This window comes from uncultured Friedmanniella sp. (genome assembly GCF_964244285.1).
Taxonomy (GTDB): domain Bacteria; phylum Actinomycetota; class Actinomycetes; order Propionibacteriales; family Propionibacteriaceae; genus Microlunatus.
In genome coordinates, this window is sequence record NZ_CAXTHT010000002.1 from 450,860 (window position 1) to 471,808 (window position 20,949).

18 protein-coding genes are annotated in these 20,949 nt (G+C 72.8%); 9 read left to right on the plus strand and 9 right to left on the minus strand.

Annotated elements, in window-relative coordinates:
- Positions 1-60: 60 nt before the first annotated feature.
- The 3 genes from ACFE7W_RS06420 to ACFE7W_RS06430 all read left to right on the plus strand — a co-directional run bounded on the left by ACFE7W_RS06420 (position 61) and on the right by ACFE7W_RS06430 (position 4,085).
- The gene (locus ACFE7W_RS06420; protein ID WP_375387282.1) at positions 61-1,659 is read left to right on the plus strand and encodes a protease pro-enzyme activation domain-containing protein; all 1,599 of its coding nucleotides are present in this window, start codon (positions 61-63) and stop codon (positions 1,657-1,659) included.
- Between the two features lie 113 nt (positions 1,660-1,772).
- On the plus strand, positions 1,773-3,452 hold the full coding sequence (gene ettA, locus ACFE7W_RS06425) for an energy-dependent translational throttle protein EttA (protein WP_375423919.1): 1,680 nt from the start codon (positions 1,773-1,775) through the stop codon (positions 3,450-3,452).
- Positions 3,453-3,641: 189 nt separating this feature from the next.
- Positions 3,642-4,085 carry a hypothetical protein gene (locus tag ACFE7W_RS06430; protein WP_375423920.1) on the plus strand — a complete coding sequence of 148 codons (444 nt, stop codon included), beginning with the start codon at positions 3,642-3,644 and terminating at the stop codon, positions 4,083-4,085.
- A 21-nt stretch (positions 4,086-4,106) separates the two neighbouring features.
- Here the strand turns inward: ACFE7W_RS06430 and ACFE7W_RS06435 are convergent, their stop codons facing one another.
- Positions 4,107-4,727, minus strand: a complete 621-nt coding sequence (locus ACFE7W_RS06435) for a YitT family protein (RefSeq protein WP_375423921.1) — start codon at positions 4,725-4,727, stop codon at positions 4,107-4,109.
- A 32-nt stretch (positions 4,728-4,759) separates the two neighbouring features.
- On the opposite strand from ACFE7W_RS06435, the gene ACFE7W_RS06440 reads away from it, so the two are divergent.
- Entirely contained in the window at positions 4,760-5,455 is a 696-nt protein-coding gene (locus tag ACFE7W_RS06440; protein WP_375423922.1) for a dienelactone hydrolase family protein, read from the plus strand.
- Between the two features lie 13 nt (positions 5,456-5,468).
- On the opposite strand, the gene ACFE7W_RS06445 is transcribed toward ACFE7W_RS06440, so the two are convergent.
- From ACFE7W_RS06445 to ACFE7W_RS06455, 3 genes are read right to left on the minus strand one after another with little or no spacing between them, the layout of a single operon-like run.
- On the minus strand, positions 5,469-7,574 hold the full coding sequence (locus tag ACFE7W_RS06445; protein ID WP_375423923.1) for an Ig-like domain repeat protein: 2,106 nt from the start codon (positions 7,572-7,574) through the stop codon (positions 5,469-5,471).
- Positions 7,575-7,620: 46 nt separating this feature from the next.
- A complete protein-coding gene (locus ACFE7W_RS06450; RefSeq protein WP_375423924.1) occupies positions 7,621-10,545 on the minus strand; it encodes an FAD-binding and (Fe-S)-binding domain-containing protein in 2,925 nt (974 codons plus the stop codon).
- 47 nt (positions 10,546-10,592) lie between these two features.
- Positions 10,593-11,063 carry a MarR family winged helix-turn-helix transcriptional regulator gene (locus ACFE7W_RS06455; protein ID WP_375423925.1) on the minus strand — a complete coding sequence of 157 codons (471 nt, stop codon included), beginning with the start codon at positions 11,061-11,063 and terminating at the stop codon, positions 10,593-10,595.
- A 148-nt stretch (positions 11,064-11,211) separates the two neighbouring features.
- On the opposite strand from ACFE7W_RS06455, the gene ACFE7W_RS06460 reads away from it, so the two are divergent.
- Positions 11,212-11,760, plus strand: a complete 549-nt coding sequence (locus tag ACFE7W_RS06460) for a YceI family protein (RefSeq protein WP_375423926.1) — start codon at positions 11,212-11,214, stop codon at positions 11,758-11,760.
- 4 nt (positions 11,761-11,764) lie between these two features.
- On the opposite strand, the gene ACFE7W_RS06465 is transcribed toward ACFE7W_RS06460, so the two are convergent.
- From ACFE7W_RS06465 to ACFE7W_RS06475, 3 genes are read right to left on the minus strand one after another with little or no spacing between them, the layout of a single operon-like run.
- Positions 11,765-12,178, minus strand: a complete 414-nt coding sequence (locus ACFE7W_RS06465) for a glycosyltransferase family 9 protein (RefSeq protein ID WP_375423927.1) — start codon at positions 12,176-12,178, stop codon at positions 11,765-11,767.
- 11 nt (positions 12,179-12,189) lie between these two features.
- Positions 12,190-12,708, minus strand: a complete 519-nt coding sequence (locus ACFE7W_RS06470) for a glycosyltransferase family 9 protein (RefSeq protein WP_375423928.1) — start codon at positions 12,706-12,708, stop codon at positions 12,190-12,192.
- Complete coding sequence (locus tag ACFE7W_RS06475; protein ID WP_375423929.1) at positions 12,692-13,807, minus strand: glycosyltransferase family 9 protein; 1,116 nt, start codon at positions 13,805-13,807, stop codon at positions 12,692-12,694. Before ACFE7W_RS06475 ends, ACFE7W_RS06470 begins: the two co-directional genes overlap by 17 nt.
- Before the next feature lie 104 nt (positions 13,808-13,911).
- Between ACFE7W_RS06475 and rfaE2 the strand changes: the two genes are divergently transcribed.
- The 4 genes from rfaE2 to ACFE7W_RS06495 all read left to right on the plus strand — a co-directional run bounded on the left by rfaE2 (position 13,912) and on the right by ACFE7W_RS06495 (position 20,319).
- Positions 13,912-15,432, plus strand: coding sequence for a D-glycero-beta-D-manno-heptose 1-phosphate adenylyltransferase (rfaE2, locus tag ACFE7W_RS06480; protein ID WP_375423930.1), 1,521 nt, complete (start codon positions 13,912-13,914; stop codon positions 15,430-15,432).
- A 387-nt stretch (positions 15,433-15,819) separates the two neighbouring features.
- Positions 15,820-17,226 (plus strand): DUF222 domain-containing protein, encoded by a 1,407-nt coding sequence (locus ACFE7W_RS06485; protein WP_375423931.1) that lies wholly within the window; start codon positions 15,820-15,822, stop codon positions 17,224-17,226.
- Positions 17,227-17,920: 694 nt separating this feature from the next.
- The gene (locus ACFE7W_RS06490; protein WP_375423932.1) at positions 17,921-19,096 is read left to right on the plus strand and encodes an acyl-CoA dehydrogenase family protein; all 1,176 of its coding nucleotides are present in this window, start codon (positions 17,921-17,923) and stop codon (positions 19,094-19,096) included.
- Positions 19,096-20,319: an acetyl-CoA C-acetyltransferase gene (locus ACFE7W_RS06495; RefSeq protein ID WP_375423933.1), complete on the plus strand. Its 1,224-nt coding sequence runs from the start codon at positions 19,096-19,098 to the stop codon at positions 20,317-20,319. Before ACFE7W_RS06490 ends, ACFE7W_RS06495 begins: the two co-directional genes overlap by 1 nt.
- Here the strand turns inward: ACFE7W_RS06495 and ACFE7W_RS06500 are convergent.
- Both ACFE7W_RS06500 and ACFE7W_RS06505 read right to left on the minus strand, forming a co-directional pair.
- Entirely contained in the window at positions 20,297-20,683 is a 387-nt protein-coding gene (locus ACFE7W_RS06500; protein WP_375423934.1) for a DUF6010 family protein, read from the minus strand. The genes ACFE7W_RS06495 and ACFE7W_RS06500 overlap by 23 nt on opposite strands.
- Positions 20,680-20,949, minus strand: coding sequence for a hypothetical protein (locus ACFE7W_RS06505; RefSeq protein ID WP_375423935.1), 270 nt, complete (start codon positions 20,947-20,949; stop codon positions 20,680-20,682). The genes ACFE7W_RS06500 and ACFE7W_RS06505 overlap by 4 nt, the downstream gene beginning before the upstream one ends.

Here is a 20,949-nt window from a genome sequence, read left to right on the forward strand (position 1 = left end):
CGCGGGTAAGGGGACTGACGCTCCTGCCTGTTGTCAGAGCCGTCCCCTAGCGTGACGAGCATGACGAACGAGACGAACCGGGTGCCGCTGCCCGGTAGCCACCGCAAGGCTCCGGCGGACGCCCGACGGCTCGAGGCCCTGCCGGCCGACGAGCGGCTGGAGGTGACGGTCGTGCTGCGACCGCGCCGCGGGACGGCCGAGCCCGCCGCGCAGCAGCGGTTCACCTCCGCGGAGGTCCGCGGCCGCTCCTACCTCAGCCGGGACGAGTTGGCCGCCGCCACCGGGGCGGACGAGTCCGACCTGCAGGCGGTCGCCGCGTTCGCGGCCCGGCAGGGCCTGACGGTGGTCGGGTCCGACGGTCCCCGCCGGACCGTACGGCTGGCCGGCTCGGCGACCGAGCTGCAGCAGGCGTTCGGCGTCGAGCTGCACCGCTACGAGGGAGTGGCCGGCACCTTCCGCGGACGGGTCGGAGCGGTCCACCTGCCCGCCGAGCTGGTCGAGCGGGTGCAGGCCGTCCTCGGGCTGGACGACCGGCCTCAGGCCGCCACCCGGCACCGGGTACGGCCCGCCGCCCAGGCGGCGGGGACGTCGGTCACCGCGCGGCAGCTGGCCTCGCTCTACGACTTCCCGACCGACGTCGACGGCAGCGGTCAGTGCGTGGGCATCATCGAGCTCGGCGGCGGCTACGCCGACAGCGACCTGCAGACCTACTTCTCCGGCCTCGGTCTCCCCGTACCGACGGTGGTCGCCGTCGGGGTGGACGGGAGCGCGAACACCCCGACGGGTGACGCGAACGGCGCCGACGGTGAGGTGCTGCTCGACATCGAGGTCGCCGGTGCGGTCGCGCCCGGCGCGACCATCGCGGTCTACTTCGCGCCCAACACCGACGCGGGCTTCCTGGACGCGATCACCACCGCGCTGCACGACAGCACCCACCAGCCGTCGGTGCTCTCGATCAGCTGGGGTGCCGCGGAGTCGGAGTGGACGGCCCAGGCGGCCACGGCCATGGACGACGCGTTCGCCGACGCGGCCCGGCTGGGCGTGACCGTCTGCGCCGCCTCCGGCGACAACGGGGCGGCCGACCGGGTCACCGACGGCTTGGCCCACGCCGACTTCCCGGCCTCCAGCCCGCACGTCCTCGCCTGCGGCGGCACCCGGATCGAGGTCTCGGGCGACCAGATCGTGAGCGAGCAGGTCTGGAACGACGGTCAGGGCGGCGCGTCCGGGGGTGGCGTGAGCGACCTCTTCCCGGTGCCGGACTACCAGGCCACGGCCGGGGTTCCGGTCTCGGTCAACCCGGGCGGACGTCAGGGCCGGGGCGTCCCCGACGTCTCTGGCGACGCCGACCCGGCCAGCGGCTACGAGGTGGTGGTGGACGGGCGGTCCGTCGTGATCGGCGGCACCAGCGCGGTCGCCCCGCTGTGGGCCGGTCTCGTCGCCCTCGTCAACTCCGCGCTGGGCAGCCCGGTGGGCCAGCTGAACGCCGCGCTGTACGCGCTCGCCTCCGCCTCGCCGTCGGCCGGGCCCGTCGTCGACATCACCAGCGGCAGCAACACCGTCAGTGGGGCGCCCGGCTATCCCGCGGCGGCGGGCTGGGACGCCTGCACCGGCCTCGGCCGCCCCGACGGAGCCGCGCTGCTGGCCGCGCTGCGCGCCTGAGCGAGGGGAGCCGGTGCCCGACGCTGGCATACTGGGCGGCTGCGGGGCCACCGCTCTCGGTCCGGACCGCTCGCACGCCGCTCCACCCCACCAAGCCAAAGGTTCGCCTGCTCATGCCTGAGTTCATCTACTCGATGCACAACGTCCGCAAGGCCCTCGGTGACAAGGTCGTCCTCGACAACATCACCCTGTCCTTCTACCCGGGCGCCAAGATCGGCGTCGTCGGACCGAACGGCACCGGCAAGTCGACGCTGCTCAAGCTGATGGCTGGGCTGGAGAAGCCCAACAACGGCGACACGATGCTGGCCAAGGACGCGTCGGTCGGCATTCTCTTGCAGGAGCCGCCGCTGACCGAGGGCAAGACGGTCCTCGAGAACGTGGAGGAGGCCGTCGCCGACATCAAGACCCTGCAGCGCCGGATGGACGAGCTCGGGGCCGCCATGGGCGAGCCGGACGCCGACTTCGACGCCCTGATGGCCGAGATGGGCGACGTGCAGACCGAGCTGGACAACCGCAACGCGTGGGACATCGACTCCCAGCTCGAGCAGGCGATGGACGCGCTGCGCTGCCCGCCGCCGGACGCCATGGTCGACGTGCTGTCCGGTGGTGAGCGCCGCCGGGTCGCGCTCTGCAAGCTGCTGCTGCAGCAGCCCGACCTGCTGCTGCTCGACGAGCCCACCAACCACCTGGACGCCGAGTCGGTGCACTGGCTGGAGGGCCACCTCAAGTCGTACGCGGGCGCCGTCCTGGCCGTCACCCACGACCGGTACTTCCTGGACAACGTGGCCGAGTGGATCCTGGAGATCGACCGCGGCAAGACCCACCCCTACGAGGGCAACTATTCCACCTACCTGGACTCCAAGCGGGCCCGGCTGCAGGTCGAGGGCAAGCGGGACGCCAAGCGCGCCAAGATCCTGGAGCGCGAGCTCGACTGGGCCCGTTCCAACCCGAAGGCGCGGCAGGCCAAGAACAAAGCCCGTCTGATGCGGTACGAGGAGATGGCGGCCGAGGCCGACCGCAACCGCAAGCTCGACTTCGAGGAGATCAACATCCCGGCCGGGCCGCGGCTGGGCAGCACGGTCCTGGACGCGGACCACCTGGTCAAAGGCTTCGGCGAACGCCTCCTGTTCGACGGCCTCAGCTTCTCGCTGCCCCGTGCCGGGATCGTCGGCGTCGTCGGCCCGAACGGCGTGGGCAAGTCGACGCTGTTCAAGATGATCGTGGGCGAGGAGCAGCCGGACGCTGGCAGCCTGCGGCTCGGCGAGACGGTCAAGTACTCCTACGTCGACCAGAGCCGCTCGGGCCTGGACGAGAAGAAGAACGTCTGGGAGCTGGTCTCCGACGGCCTCGACTACATCAAGGTCGGCAGCTTCGAGGTGCCGTCACGGGCCTACGTCGCCTCGTTCGGCTTCAAGGGGCCCGACCAGCAGAAGCCCTCCGGCGTGCTCTCGGGTGGTGAGCGGAACCGCCTCAACCTGGCGCTGACGCTGAAGATGGGCGGCAACCTGCTGCTACTCGACGAGCCGACCAACGACCTGGACGTCGAGACCCTGCAGTCCATGGAGGACGCGCTGCTGGAGTTCCCCGGCTGCGCCGTGGTGATCTCCCACGACCGGTGGTTCCTGGACCGGGTCGCCACCCACATCCTCGCCTGGGAGGGCGACGACGAGAACCAGGCTCAGTGGTTCTGGTTCGAGGGCAACTACGCCGACTACGAGTCCCACAAGATCGCCCGGCTCGGCGCTGAGGCCGCCCGGCCGCACCGGGCCACCCACCGCCGCCTCACCCGCTGAGCGCGAACCCCCTGCGGGGCTGAGCACTTCCACCCTGAAGCTCAGCACAGGCACCGGTGCCTCCCGACCGCCACGCTGCCCCCTGAGATCGCTCGTGCACCCGCTCGACAGGGTGCACGAGCATTCTCGGGATGCAAGGAAGCGTCGGAGGGCGGTTCCTCCGCCTCGGGCAGTGGGTAGGTGACTGACATGAGCGACGTACCCGCCGAGGACCTGCCCGACCCCGACCACCGCACCCCCGACGGCGTCTCCGACGCGACCGTGGACGCGCTCGGCAAGCTCAGCGAGGCCCTGGAGACGGTGGAGCGCGCCCGCGGCGAGCTGTACACCTTCCACCAGCTGACCGGCGAGGCCGACATCGCGCTCCAGGGCGCCGTCGAGGCCCTGCGTGCGGCCGGCCACGCCGAGGTGGCCGACCGGCTGAGCTCAGAGCTCGTGGGACGCAACGTGGTCGCGGGCCGGTGGACGTTCCAGATCGTGGAGGACTACGACGACGGCTACTGGTCGCTCTTCCGCGAGCACGAGCGGTCCGCCCGGGAGCAGCTCGCGGGCGGACGGCGGCACCTGTTCGAGGCCCGCCTCAAGCAGGACGAGCGCTCGGTGGGGAAGCCGGGCCACGAGGCCACGCCGTAGGGCCGAGGGCCAGCAAGCGGTTCAGGAGACGGCAGGTCCGGAGCTGGGCGGCAGCACGAGCCTGGGCATGGCCCGACCCACCAGTGGCCCGACGGCGAGAGCGAACACCACCGTCGCCACCCCGACGGAGCCACCGAGCAGCCAGCCCACCAGCAGCACCGTGCCCTCGATCAGCATCCGGGCGGCGTACACGGGCAGCCCGAGCGCCGCCAGCCCGGTCATCAGACCGTCGCGAGGGCCTGGGCCCCAGCCCACACCCACGTACAGCCCGGTGCCGACGGCGATGGTGACCAGCGACAGGACGACGAACAACACCCGGACGACGAGCGAGTCCGGCTGCGGGATCAGTGCGATGCCGAGGTCGAGGACCGGGCCGACCACGAAGGCGTTGGCCACCGTCCCCAGTCCGGGTCGCTGACGCAGCGGCACCCACAGGGCCAGCACGGCCAGCGACAGCAGCACGGTCACCGTGCCGAGGCTGAGACTCAGCCGCTCGGCGAGACCCTGGGTCAGGACGGTCCAGGGGTCGAGACCGAGGTGGGCCTGGACCAGCAGGGCCAGGGCCAGCCCGAACAGCACCAGGCCGACCAGCAGGCGCAGGCTGCGCAGCACCGGTCGGTCCGACCAGCGGCTCCGCGTCACCCGGTGACGGTACCCGGCCTAGGGTGGCGGTCATGAGTGATCTCGCACCGCGTCAGAACGTCCGCTTCGACCGGGACGGCACCACCATCAGCGGCTACCTGCAGCTGCCGCCCGGGGGCCGCGGCCCTGGGCTGATCGTCATCCAGGAGTGGTGGGGCCTCGACGACCACATGGTCGGCGTGGTGGACCGCTTCGCGACCGAGGGCTTCGTCGCCCTGGCGCCGGACCTGTACGGCGGCCGCGTCACGCACGGGGTGGACGAGGCGGGGCAGCTGGCCGGCTCGCTGTCGGAGGAGGCGGCGGCCGGCGCGCTGGCCGGCGCGGTCGACTACCTGCTCGAGCAGGAGGCGGTGACCTCGGAGAAGGTGGGGGCGGTGGGCTACTGCATGGGTGGCGGCTTCGTGCTGCTGCTGGCGACCGAGCGGCCGGACTCGATCGGCGCGGTGGTGCCCTACTACGGCGTGGGCCACCTGCCCGGTTCCTACGCGGCGATCGCGGCCCCCGTGCAGGGCCACTACGGCGAGACCGACCAGATGTACCCGGTCGACGCCGCGCACGCCCAGGAGCAGCAGATCCGTGACGAGGCGGGCGTCGAGGTCGAGTACTTCTACTACCCGGCCGGCCACGCGTTCGCGAACCCCGACGACCACCTCGGCACCTACGACGCCGCGAGCGCCGAGCTGGCCTGGACGCGGACGCTCGACTTCCTGCACGCCCAGCTGGGTTGAGCCGGGCCGCCGGTCAGCGGACCTGGACGACCGTCCTGGCCGACCCGCTGGCCACCTCCGACGTCCCGCGGTAGAGCACCGTGTAGGTGTGCTTCCCCTGGGTGATCTTGCTGGTGGACCAGCTCGCCCGGCCCGAGACCAGCGCCAGCGTGGGCTTCAGCGTCTTGCTGCCCTCCCGGATGGCCAGCAGGCCGCGGAGGCCGGGCTGTCCGGACGCCGTGACCTTGACGGCGATCTTCACCTTGCCCTTGCCGGCGGAGGCGCTCTTCACGGTCAGCACCGGCTTCACCTGGGCCTTGACGGTGGTGCTGATCGTGGTGCTGGACGCCTTCACCCGGCTGGTGCCGCTGTACCGGACGGTGAGGGTGTGCCGGCCCGGCGTGAGCTTGCTGCCCTGGTAGCGCGCGGTCCCGGCGCTGACCGCGAGGTCGGCCCCCAGCGTCGTCGTGCCCTCCTGGACCGAGACGGTGCCCCCGACCGCCGGCTGCCCGGCCGCGTCGACGGCGACGTCCAGCGCGAGCCGGCCGACCGCCGCCGAGCTGGCGCTCACGGTCAGGTCGGGGCTGATCGCGTCGGCGACGGTGAGGGTGGTGGTGGTCGTCGCTCCGGCTGCCGAGTCGTCGCCGCTGTAGACGACCGTGAAGGTGTGCCGGCCGGGGGGCAGGTCAGTCGCGTCCACGGTGGCGCTGCCGTCGACCAGGGGCTGGGCGGGGGCGATCGGGTAGCCGTCCTCGCGCACCTCGACCGTGCCGCCGACTCCGCTCACCGGGGCCGAGACGGTGGCGACGAGGTGCGCCTGGCCCGGATCGGTCGAGGTGGCGGTCACGGTGATGCTCGCGGGCGCCTTGGTCACCGCGGTCGTCTCCGTCGAGCTGCTGGTTCCGGTGGTCGAGTCGGTCAGGGTTCCGGTGGCGCGGACGCTGATCCGGGCGCCGACGTCGTCGGCGGTCAGGGCGTAGGTCGTGCCCGTCGCGCCCGGGACGGGGGTGCCGTTCCGCAGCCATGCGTACGCCGTGCTCGCCCCGGACGGGGTCCAGGTGGGCGCCGAGGCCGTCAGCAGCTGCCCGACCTGAGCGGTTCCCGTGACCGTCGGCGCGGCGGTGGCCGTGACCTGGACGGGCGCCGGCGGTGCGTCCCCGGCGGGGTCGAACAGCCGGACCGGGTAGGTGTAGTCGTCCAGGGTGTCGCCCCACCGGTTGGTGATGTTGGAGACCGTGACGGTGTAGGTGTCGACCCGGCTGCCCGTCGGGACGGGCAGTAGCCCCACCTCGAAGACCAGCGACGACTTGGCGTCGGCGACGTTGTGCATCGTGACGCTCACGGGCTGACCGCCCGGCCCGGTGACCCGCACGGTGGCCCGCTGAAGGCTGTTGTCGGGGTTCCAGGGGGTGAGGGACCATCGGCCGGCCGGTTCCAGCGGAGCAGGGAAGTACCCGCTGGAGGGCCAGCTCGTGTAGTCGGGCCCGTCGACGTTGCCGCGGGTGGTGGTCACCCAGAGCGCGTTGTAGGTACCGACCGTGCCGTTGCCGATGGACTGCACGGTCGGCTTCTGCAGCCGCGAGCGCCGAATGACGTTGACGTGGTCGTCGCCGGCCTCGTCCAGGTACTGCTCGACCACGCTGGCTCCGGAGGCCGAGCCGCTGCGGTTGGAGGCCGCGAGGCCGTCCTGACCCGCGTCGGTCGCGCACCGAGCGCCCGCGGGCGGGGTGACTGCACCGTTGGCGTACATCATCAGCGCCGCCTGCTGGGCCGAGGCCGAGTAGGTGGTGTTCATCGTGACCGCCGGCACGCCGCTCAGCTGACGCACGTAGTTGACCAGCGCGAGCGTCGCGTCCTGGAGAGCCTTGGGCGGGGTGCCCGCCGCGCACCGCGAGGCCGCATCGGCTGCTGGAGCAGGAGCGGTCACCGCGGCCGCGGGCAGGTAGACGTCGCGGTACGCCGCCGCCACCGAGGACCGGTCGTTGCTGTCGACCGCACTGCCGGCCGCGGCGGTGACCGCCCGACCGTCCGGACTCGGCGGGGTAGCAGCAGCGGGTTGAGCGGTGAGGAGCACGAGCAACGGGATCACGCCTACCGCGACGGCGCGTGCGCCGGCGAGCATGGCTCCGGGGGTGGCCATGGCGGAATTGTGCCAAGACCGGGACCCCGATCGGGACTCGTCGGGACTACTCGGGACTTTTCGGGACTTTGGGCCCGGACGGCACGCGCACGGGCTCCGCGCCTACCGACCCTGAGGGAGTCGACTCAGGTGAGCGGGCCAACAGCTCGGCCAGGGTGATGGCCTGGCGACCCGCCAGCTCGGCCAGCTGGGTGCGGCAGGAGAAGCCGTCGGCCAGGACCACGGCGTCGGGGCGGGCCTCGACGGCGGGCAGCAGGTCGTGTCGGGCGACCGCCACCGACACGTCGTAGTGGCCACGCTCCACGCCGAAGTTGCCGGCCAGCCCGCAGCAGCCGCCGACCGTGGTGACGGTGGCGCCGGAGGCGGTGAGCAGGGCGGCGTCGGCGCGCCAGCCGATCACCGAGGCGTGGTGGCAGTGCGGCTGGGCCACGAGCTCGACGCCGGTGAGGTCCGGCGGTTGCCAGCCCTCGGTCCGCTGCAGCAGCTCGGCCAGGGTGAGCACCCCGGTCGCCAGGTCGGCGACCCGCGGGTCATCCGGCAGCAGCTCGGCGGCGTCGCCGCGCCAGACCGCGAGGCAGGACGGCTCCAGCCCGACCACCGGTGTCCCGGCCGCCACGTAGGGGTGCAGCACGTCGAGCGCCGTCCGCAGCTGCCGGCGGGCGCCGTCCCGCTGGCCGGTGCTGATCCAGGTCAGCCCGCAGCAGGCGGGGCGTTCGAGCAGCTGCGGGGCGTAGCCGGCCTGGCTGAGCACCTCGAGGGCCGCCTCGACGCCGCTGCCCTCGAAGCAGTCGGAGAACGAGTCCACCCAGAGCAGGACCGGGCGGCCCCCGGTCCTGGGCGCGGCTACCCGGCGGCGGGCGGACCGGGTGGCGAAGCGGGGTAGCGACCTCCGCTGGTCGGCACCCGCCGTCCAGCGCACCACGTTCCGCAGGCCAGGCGTGCCCGTGGTGAAGTTGATCATGGTCGCGAGCGCCCGGCTACGGGTGATCATCCGGCCCCAGCGCGGCAGCCAGCCGAGTGCGTAGTGGCTTCGGGGACGTAGCCGGCCGCGGTAGCTGTGGTCGATCACCTGCGACTTGTAGGAGGCCATGTCGATACCGGTGGGGCAGTCGCGTGCACATCCCTTGCAGGACAGGCAGAGGTCGAGCGCGTCGTGCACCGCAGGGTCCCGCCAGCCACCGCTGACCACGTCGCCGATGATCATCTCCTGCAGCACGCGCGCCCGGCCCCGGGTGGAGTCCTTCTCCTCACGGGTGGCCTGGTAGGACGGGCACATCACGCCCAGCCCGGGGGTGGTGTCGGCCAGGCACTTGCCGACCCCGGAGCAGTGGTGCACCTCGGTGGTGAAGTGGTCGACGGGGCTGACCAGCTGCAGCACCCGGACGTCGGCGGTGTAGGGCCGGGGGTCCACGAGCACGCCCGGGTTGAGCAGGTTGTCGGGGTCGAACGCCGCCTTGACCTCCCCGAAGAGCCGGATCGCGGCGGGGGAGTACATGGTGGGTAGCAGGGACGACCGGGCCCGACCGTCCCCGTGCTCGCCCGACATCGAGCCGCCGTAACGGGCCACCAGCTCAGCGGCCTGCTGGATGAAGGCCCGGTGCACGTCGCCGCCGCCGGCCGTGGTCAGGGGGAAGTCGATCCGGACGTGGACGCAACCGTCGCCGAAGTGCCCGTACGGCAGCCCGTCCAGCCCGTGGTCGGCCAGCAGGGCGTCGAAGTCGCGCAGGTACGCCCCGAGGTGCTCCGGCGGTACCGCCGCGTCCTCCCAGCCGGGGTAGGCCGGAGCGGCCAGGCTGACCCCGGCCAGCCCCGCGCCGTCCTCGCGGATCTTCCACAGCGCGAGCGCCTGCCGCGCATCGTCGACGACGAAGCCGTCCAGCGCCTGACCCTCGGCCAGCACCCTCATCGCCCGCTGCCGCACCTCGAGCGGGTCGTCGCCGACCACCTCGACGAACATCCAGCCGTCGCCCCGGGGCAGCGGGGGTACCGCAGCCTCGCCGTGGGTGCGGCGGACGACCTCGACGATGCGCCGGTCCAGGCCCTCGGCAGCGGTCGGGGAGTGCTGCAGCACCGCCGGCGCGGCGTCGCCGGCCTCAGCCATCGAGGGGTAGCCGAGCGCGACCATCAGCTTGTACGGCGAGTCGGCCACCAGCCGCACCTCGGCGCCGAGGATGACCCCGAGCGTCCCCTCCGTCCCGGCGAGGAAGCGGGCGACGTCGAAGTGCCGCTCCGGCAGCAGGTGCTCCAGGCTGTAGCCGGAGACCTGGCGGCCGAAGCGGCCGAACTCGGTCCGGATGGTGCCGAGGTCGGCGGCGACGAGCGTACGCAGGCTGGTGAGGCTCGCGGAGGCATCGATGGCGGCGTCGTCGAGGCGGGTCCGCGAGTCCAGCCGCAGCCGCTCGCCGCTGCCGGTGAGGACGTCGAGAGCCACCACGTTGTCAGCGGTCCGGCCGTAGCCGAGCGCCCGTGGACCGCAGGCGTTGTTGCCGATCATCCCGCCGATGGTGCAGCGGTTGTGGGTGGAGGGGTCGGGGCCGAAGCGCAGCCCGTACGGCCGGGCCGCGACCTGCAGGTTCGATTGGACCACGCCGGGCTCGACGGTGGCTGTCCGTGCCTCCGGGTCGAGCGCGGTGATGGCGTTCAGGTGCCGGGCGGTGTCCAGGACCAGGCCGGGACCGACTGCGTTCCCCGCGCAGGATGTCCCCGCGCCGCGCGTGGTCACCGGCATCCGCACCGCCCGCGCCGCGTCCAGGACGGCGACCGCCTCCTCGACCGAGCGGGGGTGGGCCACAGCCTGAGGCACCACCCGGTAGAGCGAGGCGTCGGAGGAGTAGAGCGCGCGGGTGAGCGTGCTGGTGTCCAGCGTCTGATCGACCCCGCGGCGACGCAGCTCAGCCCGCAGCTCCCCGACGTCGGGCTGGGGGGTCTCGGGCCGGGAGGCGGCCGGCGGCGGCAGGGTGGCGGTCGACATGATCGCCTCGATGCTAGTCGGCGGTCTGATGGCGGTGGCCGAGAAGCTCAGTCGGCGGTCGCCCGCGCGATGGCTGCGAACGCCCGGCCCACGGCCGCGTAGTCCTCGGCCGACATGACCTCGACGAAGTGCCGCCGGACGCAGGCCACGTGCTCGGCGGCCGCTTCGGCCAGCAGCTCGAAGCCGTGCTCGGTGAGCTGCGCCCACACACCGCGGCGGTCGGTCGGACAGCTGACCCGCTCGACCAGCCGCGCCGCCTCCATCCGGGTCACGGTGTGGGTGAGACGCGACCGCGACTGGTGGACCGCCTCGGCGAGGTCCGACATCCGCACCCGACGGTCAGGCGCCTCGGACAGGGTGACGAGGATCTCGTACTCGGCGAGGTCCAGCCCGAACTGCCGCAGGTCGGCGTCCAGCCGGTCCTTCAGCCGCGCACTGCCCAGCAGGTAGTGCCGCCAGACCGTCTGCTGCTCGGTGGACAGCCAGGGCGTCGTGGGCAGGGCGGGTGCGATGGCCATGCCGGAAGCCTAGGAGATGGTCATTGACAATTCAACTTTCCCTCCTTATTCTGCTAGTTATTGAAGCGTCAACCGGCGCTCTGGGGCAGGTCGCCCGCCGACCCCACTCCTCCAACCTCACGCCCCACCCTCACCTCAAGGAGCAGCAATGACCCAGGAAGTCCTCGGGTCCGGCCTCGTTGCCGGCACCTGGACCATCGACCCCGCCCACTCGACCGTCGGTTTCACCGTCCGGCACCTGATGAGCAAGGTGCGCGGCACCTTCACCGACTTCACCGGCGAGATCACCACGACCGACGACCCGACCGCCTCGGTCGTCAAGGTCGCGATCACCAGCGCATCGATCAACACCAACAACGCCCAGCGTGACGGCCACCTGCAGAGCACCGACTTCTTCGACGCGGAGGCCGGCCAGCAGCTCGTCTTCGAGAGCACGGGCGTCCGCGAGAGCGGCGACGGCCACATCATCGACGGCACCCTGACCATCAACGGCCAGAGCCACCCGGTCGAGCTCGCCACCGAGTTCCTCGGCGTGGCCACCGACGCCTACGGCCTCACCCGTCTGGGCGCCGAGGCGACCACCTCGATCAGCCGCAAGCAGTTCGGCGTGGACTTCAACGTCCCGCTCGAGGGCGGCAAGCTCCTCATCGGCGACAAGATCGACATCTCGCTCGAGATCGAGGCCATCCTCGGCTGAGTGCCTAGGAGGTCCCGCGGACCCGGTCCGCTGCGGCCAGCACTTCCTCGGGGTTGACGGCCAGCAGCGCCGGGTCGGGGACGTCGGTGAAGGCGTCCCCCCGCCGGAGCTCGGCGTGGGTGAGCGCGGCGTGGGGTCCGGGCGGCGGTCCCCACTGCTCCGGCGGCGCGGGGCCGAAGATCACCACCGAGGGCCGCCCGTAGGCCGAGGCGAGGTGGCCCGCTCCGGTGTCGGCGGTCACCACCAGGGCCGCGTCCGCGACCAGGGCGGCGAACGAGCCCAGCCCGAGCCGACCGGCCAGCACCGCCTCACCGGGCAGCCCGGCCGCGGCGGCCACGGCAGCCGCTCGTTCACGGTCGGCCGCGCCTCCCGTCACCACCAGCCGTTCACCGCGGACCGCCAGCGCGCGGGCCACCACGGCGAAGTCCGCTACCGGCCAGGCGCGGGAGCCGTACCCACGTGCACGACCACGCAGCCGGGAGCCGGACTGCGCTCCTCAGGCCGGCGGATCGCCAGGTCGTCCGGGTCCGCCGGCATCCGGTGCCAGCTGACGAGCCCGGCCCAGCGCCTCCGTTCGAGGCCTCCCACCGGCCACTCGGGCCCGTCCCAGCCGGGAGCACGGAAGCCGACCAGCCGCTGCGGTCGCAGGGCCTCGCAACGGCCGCGGCTCTGCGGACCGTGACCGTGCAGGTCGACGGCGGTCTCGATCCGGCCAGGAGCGACGTCCAGCACCACCTCCAGTCCCGGGGTCGGCACCAGCACGTCCACAGCGTCGACGAGGTCCAGCACCGGCTCGAGCCACGTCGGCATCGCCACCACCACCCGGGCGTCCGGCCGGGCGCGGCGGATCCCACGCAGCGCCGGCACGCTGACCAGCAGGTCCCCGAGCCCGAGCGCCCGCAGCACCAGGATCTCGGGCCGTCCGTCCGGTTCAGCCAGCCGCTCCATCGGTCCCTCCCCGGCTCTGCGCCAGCAGCTCGATCACGTCTGCGAGCACCCGGTCCGGGTCGACGTCGGCCACGATCGAGGGGTCGTGCGCGCACCGGTCGGCCGTCCAGCCCACCTGGGTGAGGTCGGCGCCGCAGACCTCGCAGCGGGCGGTGAACCCGACCTGGACCCGGTGCCGGGCCCGGCCCAGCGGCCCGGCGTTGACCAGGTTGCCCGCCCAGTAGATGCCGACGGTGGCCACCCCGAGCGCTGCCGCCACATGGCGTGGCCCGGAGTCGCACCCCAGCAGCACGTCGGCCTCCAGCAGCTGGGTGACCAGCCCGGCCAGCGGCTGGGTGCCCGCGACCGAGTGCATCAGACCCGTCCGATCGGCGACGCCGGCCAGGATGGCCTCGCTCGTGGGCACGTCCTCGGCGTCGCCCACCAGCACCACCCGGACCCCCTGGCGTACCAGCGCGCCGGCCACCCGGGCGAAGGCCGCCGCCGGCCAGCGTCGTCGGGGGTCGGACGCGCCCGGGTGCAGGACCACCGTGGGTGCGGCTGGCCGGCGGGCCCGCCGCTGCTCCTGCTCGCCAGGGGTCAGCGGCAGCGAGGGCTCCAGCGACACGGGAGCCGCACCGGCGAGGGCCACCACCTCCAGCCCGCGCAGCACCTCGTGCTGGTAGTAGACGAAGGCTCGCGTGCGTTCGAGGGGGACCGCGTCCGGGGTCCGGCTGCCCACCGTGTGCCGGGCTCTCAGCTCGAGCAGGAACCGGTTGGAGTTCCGGCCGCCGCCGTGCAGCTGGACGGCCAGGTCGAAGTGCCGGGCCCTCATCCGCGACACGAACGCCGTGGCCGCCGCCGGGTCCCCCGGCCCGTCGTCGCGGATACCGGGGCGCAACGGCAGCGCCTCCAGCCGCGCGTACGGGGAGGGCCGCCCGGTCAGCAGGGCCACGTGGGCGGGGGTGCCGAGCAGGGTCAGCTCGGCGTCGGGGTAGGTCGCGGCCAGCGCCTCCGCCGCCGGCAGCGACTGCAGGAGGTCACCGATCCCGCTGCCGCGGAGCACGGCGATCCGCCGGATGTCGCGGAACGGCGGCTGCACGTCGCCCACCCACCCCATCCGGTTCCCCTCTCGATCGCCTCCGTGGCCGCTGTCAGCGGATTGTGCCTCAGCCCTGGCCAGGGAATGCATCCGAGGTGAGGAGAAGTGGGTAGTACCTCGACATGGACTACTCCGCCAGCACCGGTGCCGTGACGGTGACGCCCGACCTGGTGCTCGCGCTGCGGCACCTGGCTCCCCGGATCGTGGTCGCCGGAGACGTGATGCTGGACCGCTGGTGGGTCGGCAGCAGCAACCGGCTGTCCCGGGAGGCTCCCGCGCCGGTGGTGGAGGTGCATCGGCGTTCCGACGTCCCGGGCGGCGCCGCCAACACGGCGATGAACCTGGCGGCGCTGGGCGCCGACGTGCGGCTGGTCGGCCTGGTCGGGGCGGACGAGGCCGGGACCGTCCTGCGGGAGCTGCTGGTCGAGGCCGGGGTCGAGGTCTCGGGCCTGCTGACGGCGCCGGAGGTCGCCACGGTCACCAAGACCCGGGTGGTCAGCGACGACCAGATGCTGGTCCGGATCGACGACGTGGCCCGGACGCCGCTCACCCCGGACCTGGAGGAGGAGCTGGCCACGGCGACGGCCAAGGCGCTGGTCCAGGTCGAGGCGCTGCTGGTCTGCGACTACGACTCCGGACGCCTGCTCGGAGCGGTGCAGAGCGCGTTCGGCCGCCAGAGCCGGCCGCCGCTGGTCGTCGTTGACGCCCACGACCCGGCGCCCTGGGCGGGGCTGCGTCCCGACGTGGTGACCCCGAACGCGGCGGAGGCGTTCCGGCTGCTGGGCCGTCCCGCGCCCACCGACGGGACCCGGCTGGCCGCCCTCGTGGCGGCCGCGCCCGAGCTGCGCGAGCGAGCCGGCGCGGAGGCGGTGCTGGTCACCCTGGACCGTGACGGCAGCGTCCTGTTCGGTCCCGACCACGGGGTGGTCGCCGAGCCGCACCGCACGCCCGCCTGGCCTCGGGCGGAGAAGCAGGCGGCGGGAGCTGGCGACACCTTCGTGGCCGCCCTGACGCTGGCCCGAGCGACCGGGGTGCCGCTGCCGGTGGCCGCCTCGCTGGCCCAGGCCGCCGCTGACGTGGTGGTGCAGCGGTTCGGGACCTCCGTCTGCTCCACCGACGAGCTCGTCGAGCACCTGGCCGTCGGCGACGCCGCGCTGGAGGAGGAGGCGCTGCTGCGTCGCGTGGCCGCCGATCGGGCCGCAGGCCGCCGGATCGTGCTCACCAACGGCTGCTTCGACGTCCTGCACCGTGGCCACACCATCTACCTGAGCCAGGCCGCGCAGCTGGGCGACGTGCTGGTGGTCGCAGTGAACAGTGACCGCTCGGTCCGGCGGCTCAAGGGGCCCGAGCGCCCGATCAACTCCGCCGCCGACCGGGCCGGGGTGCTCGCGGCGCTGAGCTGTGTGTCGTACGTGACCGTCTTCGACACCGACACTCCCGTCCCGCTGCTCGAGCGGCTGCGTCCCGACGTCTACGCCAAGGGCGGCGACTACACCCCCGACCAGCTCGTCGAGGCCGTGGTGGTCGAGGGCTACGGAGGCGAGGTCCGCATCCTCGACTACGTGCCCAGTCAGTCCACCACCGAGGTGGTCGGGCGGATCCGGTCGCGACGCGGCCAGCCGGGTGTGGACGATCCGGCGTAGCTGGCCGCAGGGCGCCCGGCGTCGGGGGAGATTGGGAGGTCATGGTCGGATGCGACCGCCCCTACCGTTGACCGGGCCGCAACGCCGGCATGAGCACGACCGGATTGGCACTGACGCGATCAGCGGCTATCGGAAGCGATGATCGACGTCGACGACACTCGTCAATTCGTCGTGGCTGGTCGCGCGGCCCCTGGGGGGAACGACGGTCACCGCCGGCAGAGGTCAGTGCGAGGACGCCTGCGATCGCCGCCTCACGCGGTCATACTCAAGGCGCGTCGGAAGCGACCGTCACCGGTGTCCTGCAGATCCGTCACCTCTGTCCTGAAACACCGCACGGGGCGACCCCCGAGGGCTTGCACTCGAACACGCATTCGAATATAATGAGTTATGGCTCGGGGAAACCAGCAGGACAGCGACGCGGTCGGGCGTGCGCTGACGCTGGTCGAAGGAGCGTTCGGCGAGCTGCTGGACGCCGTCGACGACGGCGGCCTTGCCGGGTTGGACCCCCTCGCGCTGGTGGCGTTCCTGCAGCGGTGGGAGCGGCTCCGCAACCGCCTGCCGATGGTCGATCACGCTGCTCTGACTCAGGCGGAGGCCGACGGTCTTGCCGATCAGCTGACGCAGCCGAACCTGACGCGTGTCCTGGTGGGTGCGCTCCGGCTCTCAGCCGGTGAGTCGCGTCGGCGGGTCCGGGCGGCCGAAGCCGTCGGACCGCGGACGGCGCTGACGGGGGAGCGGCTCGAGCCGGTCCGGCCGCTACTGGCCGAGGCGCAGCGAGCCGGCGAGGTGACCCCCGAGCAGGTGCAGGTGGTCGTCCGGGCGCTCGCCGGAGTGGACGGTCGGGGCTTCGACCCGGACGACGTCGCCGCTGGTGAGCGGCTGTTGACCGAGCATGCGTCGACCTTCGAGCCGAAGGTGCTGGGTCTGCTGGCCGAGCAGGTGGTCGCCGCGATCGACCCGGACGGGACGCTGCCAGACGACCGGCTGGTTGCGGAGCGCCGCTCGTTCAACCTGCGGCCGACCCCGGACGGCGGGTTCCGCGGCGAGTTCCGGCTGACCGGGGTGGCCGGGGTGAAGCTCGCCGCCGTGCTGCGGCCGCTGGCGCGTCCCAAGATCGACCGGATTTTGTGCGCCGAGGGGGCGGAGCCCGTCGCGGCCGAAGTGACCGGGACCGACGATCGGACGCACGGCCAGCGGATGCACGACGCGCTGGAGGAGGTCTGCGACCGGGTGCTGCGCTCCGGAACGCTGCCCGACTCGGGCGGTGTCCCGGCCACCGTGATCGTCACCATCGACGAAGACAGCCTGATGCGGCGCAGCGGCGTCGGGCACACCACCGACGGGGTGGCCCTGTCGACGGCCCAGATCCTGGAGCTGGCCGAGGAGGCCGACGTGATCCCGACGGTGCTGACCGGTGCCGGAGCGGTGGTGGCGTACGGCAGGAGCCGGCGGATCGCCAGCCCGGCGCAGACCTTGGCGCTCATCGCCCGGGACGGCGGCTGCTCCTTTCCCGGCTGCGACCGGGCACCGGAGCTCTGCGAGCGCCATCACGTCGTGGCCTGGGTCGACGGCGGCTTCACCGACCTCGACAACCTCACCCTGCTCTGCCGCTATCACCACCATCAGTTCGAGCAGCGGGGCTGGAGCGCCGCCATCAACCGGGACGGACTGCCGGAGTGGCGGCCGCCTCGATGGATCGACCGGGAGCAGCGCCCGCTGCTCCACGACCGGATTCGACAACGGCAGCTCGGCCGCGCCATCGCGCCGACTCTGGTATCGACAGGTGGGCCGTGATCGTGACCCCCCATCAGTCTTCGGCACAGACCAGGGAGCTGAGGACAGACCGGGTTCTCAGCTCTCCGAGCGCTGCCTCGTCGCCCTGCTGCCGTTTTCGACCCCGCGGAACGGATCCGTGCCCGGCCCGGCTGGGTCGGTCAACCGACGGACGGCCTCGGGGGTGAGACTGTCGTCCTCGTCCCTGCCGTCGAGGTCGTGCAGGACGAGGGGGTGCAGCCGCGGGTCGCCGAGGGCGCGGCGGGCATCACGCTCGAGCTGCCACAGGTCGCCACTGCTGCGGGACCTACCGCGCGCACCCTCGGGTAGGCGTGCGGGTCCTTGCGGTACGCGAGCCCGAGCAGGGCCTCGCACCGGGTGTCGCGGTCGAGGTAGGCGAGCCGCGCCGCCAGGGATTCCTGCGGTGGCAGGGGTGTGCACCTCCCGGCAGTCCGCCGGATCCGAGCAGGCCCGGTTCGCGGACGGTGACCGCAGGATCTGCCGTCGTCCGGATCACCACGTCCACCACCTGAGGCGGCGGTTCGGTGGGGAAGGCGATGGGCAGCAGCGACACCAGGGCGTGGCGGACCTGAGCGGCCTGGTGGTCGGCGAGCAGGTGGTCTCGCAGCACGCCGTGCGCCTCTCCTGACCCCCAGGTCCATTCCGGAGTACTCTGGTGGGGTTACTCGTCAGTAACTTACGGTCTGGAGGCCCCATGCGCCGCACGATTTTCGACTCCGACCACGAGACCTTCCGCGCGAGCTGCCGGGCCTTCGTCGACCGCACGCTCCGGCCCGACCAGGAGAAGCACCTCGCCAACCATGAGTTCGGCCGGCAGATGTGGCTGGACCTGGGACGACAGGGCTTCCTCGGGCTGAACGTGCCCGAGGAGTACGGCGGCGCCGGCGTCGAGGACCCCCGGTTCATGCTCGTCCTGGCCGAGGAGCTGTCCAAGCTCGCCTTCGCCTACTCCTCCTGCGTCGGCATCCACGCCGACTGCGTGGCGCCCTACCTGGTGGACCTGTGCACCCCGGAGCAGAAGGCCCGGTGGCTGCCCAAGTTCTGCACCGGCGAGCTGCTCACCGCCATCGCCATGACCGAGCCCTCGGGCGGCTCCGACCTGGCCGCGCTGACGACCACGGCGGTCCGCGACGGTGACGTCTGGGTGCTGAACGGCGCCAAGACCTTCATCACCAACGGCTACTCCGCCGACCTGGTGATCGTGGCCGCCCGGACGAGTCCGGAGAAGGGCGCGCGGGGGATCACGCTTTTCGCCGTCGAGACCGGGATGGCCGGGTTCGAGCGCGGCCGCAAGCTGGACAAGGTGGGCCAGGCCGAGTCCGACACCGCCGAGCTCTTCTTCGCCGACGTGCGGCTGGGCGATGCGCAGGTGATCGGTGAGGTCGACGCCGGCTTCGGCTACATGATGCAGCGGCTGGTGGTCGAGCGGATCGGGGCGGCGGTCAACAACCTCTCCCACGCCCGGCAGATCCTGGACGAGACGTTGGAGTACGTGAAGGACCGGCAGGCGTTCGGTCAGCCGATCGGTTCCTTCCAGGCCAACAAGTTCCGGTTGGCCGAGCTGGTGACCCTCGCCGACGTCAGCCAGGCGTTCGTCGACGCCTGCGTGATGCAGCAGGTGCACGGCACGCTGACCGCCGTCGACGCGGCGAAGGCCAAGTGGTGGGCCGCCGACGTGCAGAACAAGATCCTCGACGTCTGTGTCCAGCTCTACGGCGGCTACGGCTACATGAACGAGTACCGGGTGGCCAGGGCCTGGGCCGACGCGCGGGTGTCGCGCATCTGGGCCGGTACCAACGAGATCATGCTCGAGCTGATCGGGCGCGACCTCGGTCTCGGCGGTCAACCGGTCCAGAAGAGAGCGCACTGATGCCCCAGGCCGTCATCGTGGCCGCGGCCCGGACGCCGATCGGCCGGGCCGTCAAGGGGTCGCTGGCCGGCGTCCGGCCCGACGACCTGGCCGCCGGCGTGATCGCCGCGGCCCTCGGACAGGTACCCGCGCTCGATCCGGCCACCTTGGACGACCTCTACCTGGGCTGCGCCGAGCCGCGGGACGAGCACGGCGGGAACATGGCGCGACGGGTGGCCGTCCAGCTGGGCCTCGACGGCGTCCCGGCCGCGACGGTCAACCGCTTCTGCGCGTCCAGCGTGCAGACCGCGCGGATGGCGTTCCACGCGATCAGGGCCGGCGAGGGGGACGCCTTCGTCTCGGCCGGCGTGGAGTGCGTCTCCCGGTACCGGAACTTCGGCTCGGCCGGGGTCGATGCCCCCGGCACCCATCACCCGGCGTTCGCCGCGGCGGAAGAGCGGACTGCGGCCACCGCCCTGAGCAACGACCGGTGGCGCGACCCGCGCGGGGACGCCCAGCTGCCCGACGTCTACATCGCCATGGGCCAGACGGCCGAGAATGTCGCGACGCTCACCGGGATCACCCGCCGGGAGCAGGACGAGTTCGGCGTCCGCTCCCAGAACCGGGCCGAGCTCGCGATCGCCGGCGGCGTGTTCGACGCCGAGGTCGCCCCGGTGACTCTGCCCGACGGACGCGTCGTCGCCACCGACGACGGGCCCCGCGCCGGCACCACCCTCGAGGGGATCAGCGGCCTACGACCGGTGTTCCGGCCCGAGGGCACGGTCACCGCCGGCAACTGCTGCCCGCTCAACGACGGTGCCGCGGCCGTGGTGATCATGAGCGACCGGCGGGCCGCCGAGCTGGGGGTCACCCCGCTGGCCCGGATCGTCGCCACAGGAGTCAGCGGCCTGAGCCCGGAGATCATGGGGCTGGGCCCGGTCGAGGCCAGCCGCCAGGCCCTAACGCGGGCCCGAATGGGCGTGGCCGACCTGGACCTGGTCGAGATCAACGAGGCCTTCGCCGTCCAGGTGATCGCCTCGGCCCGCGAGCTCGGCCTGGACGAGGACCGGCTCAACGTCCACGGCGGGGCCATCGCGCTGGGCCATCCGTTCGGCTCGACCGGCGCGCGGATCATGACGACGCTGCTCAACGCGATGCGGCTGCGCGACGCCTCGGTGGGGCTGGAGACGATGTGCGTCGGTGGCGGTCAGGGGATGGCGATCATCCTCGAGCGGCTCGGCTGAGCACCGAGCGGCCGCCGGCCAGGCACCAGACGGCGATCACGGGATCGCAGACGGCGCAGCCGAAGGAGGAGTCGGGCAGGAAGGGCAGGATCGGCGCGTGGCGGTGGTGGTGCACCACGTCCCACGCGGTGTGCAGCAGCCAGGCCGCGCCCGTCCAGCGATAGTCGGAGAGGCCGCGGTAGGCGCAGTACGTCGCAGGAGCGAGGAACGCGAGCTCGCCGGGCCCGAGCGAACCGCTGCTCAGGTACGCCGCCCCCGCGCCCGCCACGACGACCGCGTTGAGCCGGCGCCGGGTCGGCTCAGGAACCAGCGACATCGCGGCCACGAACGCGCCGCCGACCAGCAGTGGCCCGACGACCCTCACGAGAGGTCCTCGACGACCCGGTCCGGCTGCGGAGCAACCCGGAGCGCCAAGAGGGTGCCGACGGCCGGGACCAGCACCAGCAGCCGCGCCGACCAGCGTGAGCGCGAGCTCCAGACGAGAACGACGCCGACGAGGTAGAGCAGTCCGTGGACCGGGCCGAGGGCCGCGGCGAGCCCGCCGACATGCACGGTGGCGAGGTTGACCAGCAGCACCGCCAGGGTCAGCGCCTCGGTCGAGCCGACCCACCACAGCAGCGGACGCGACAT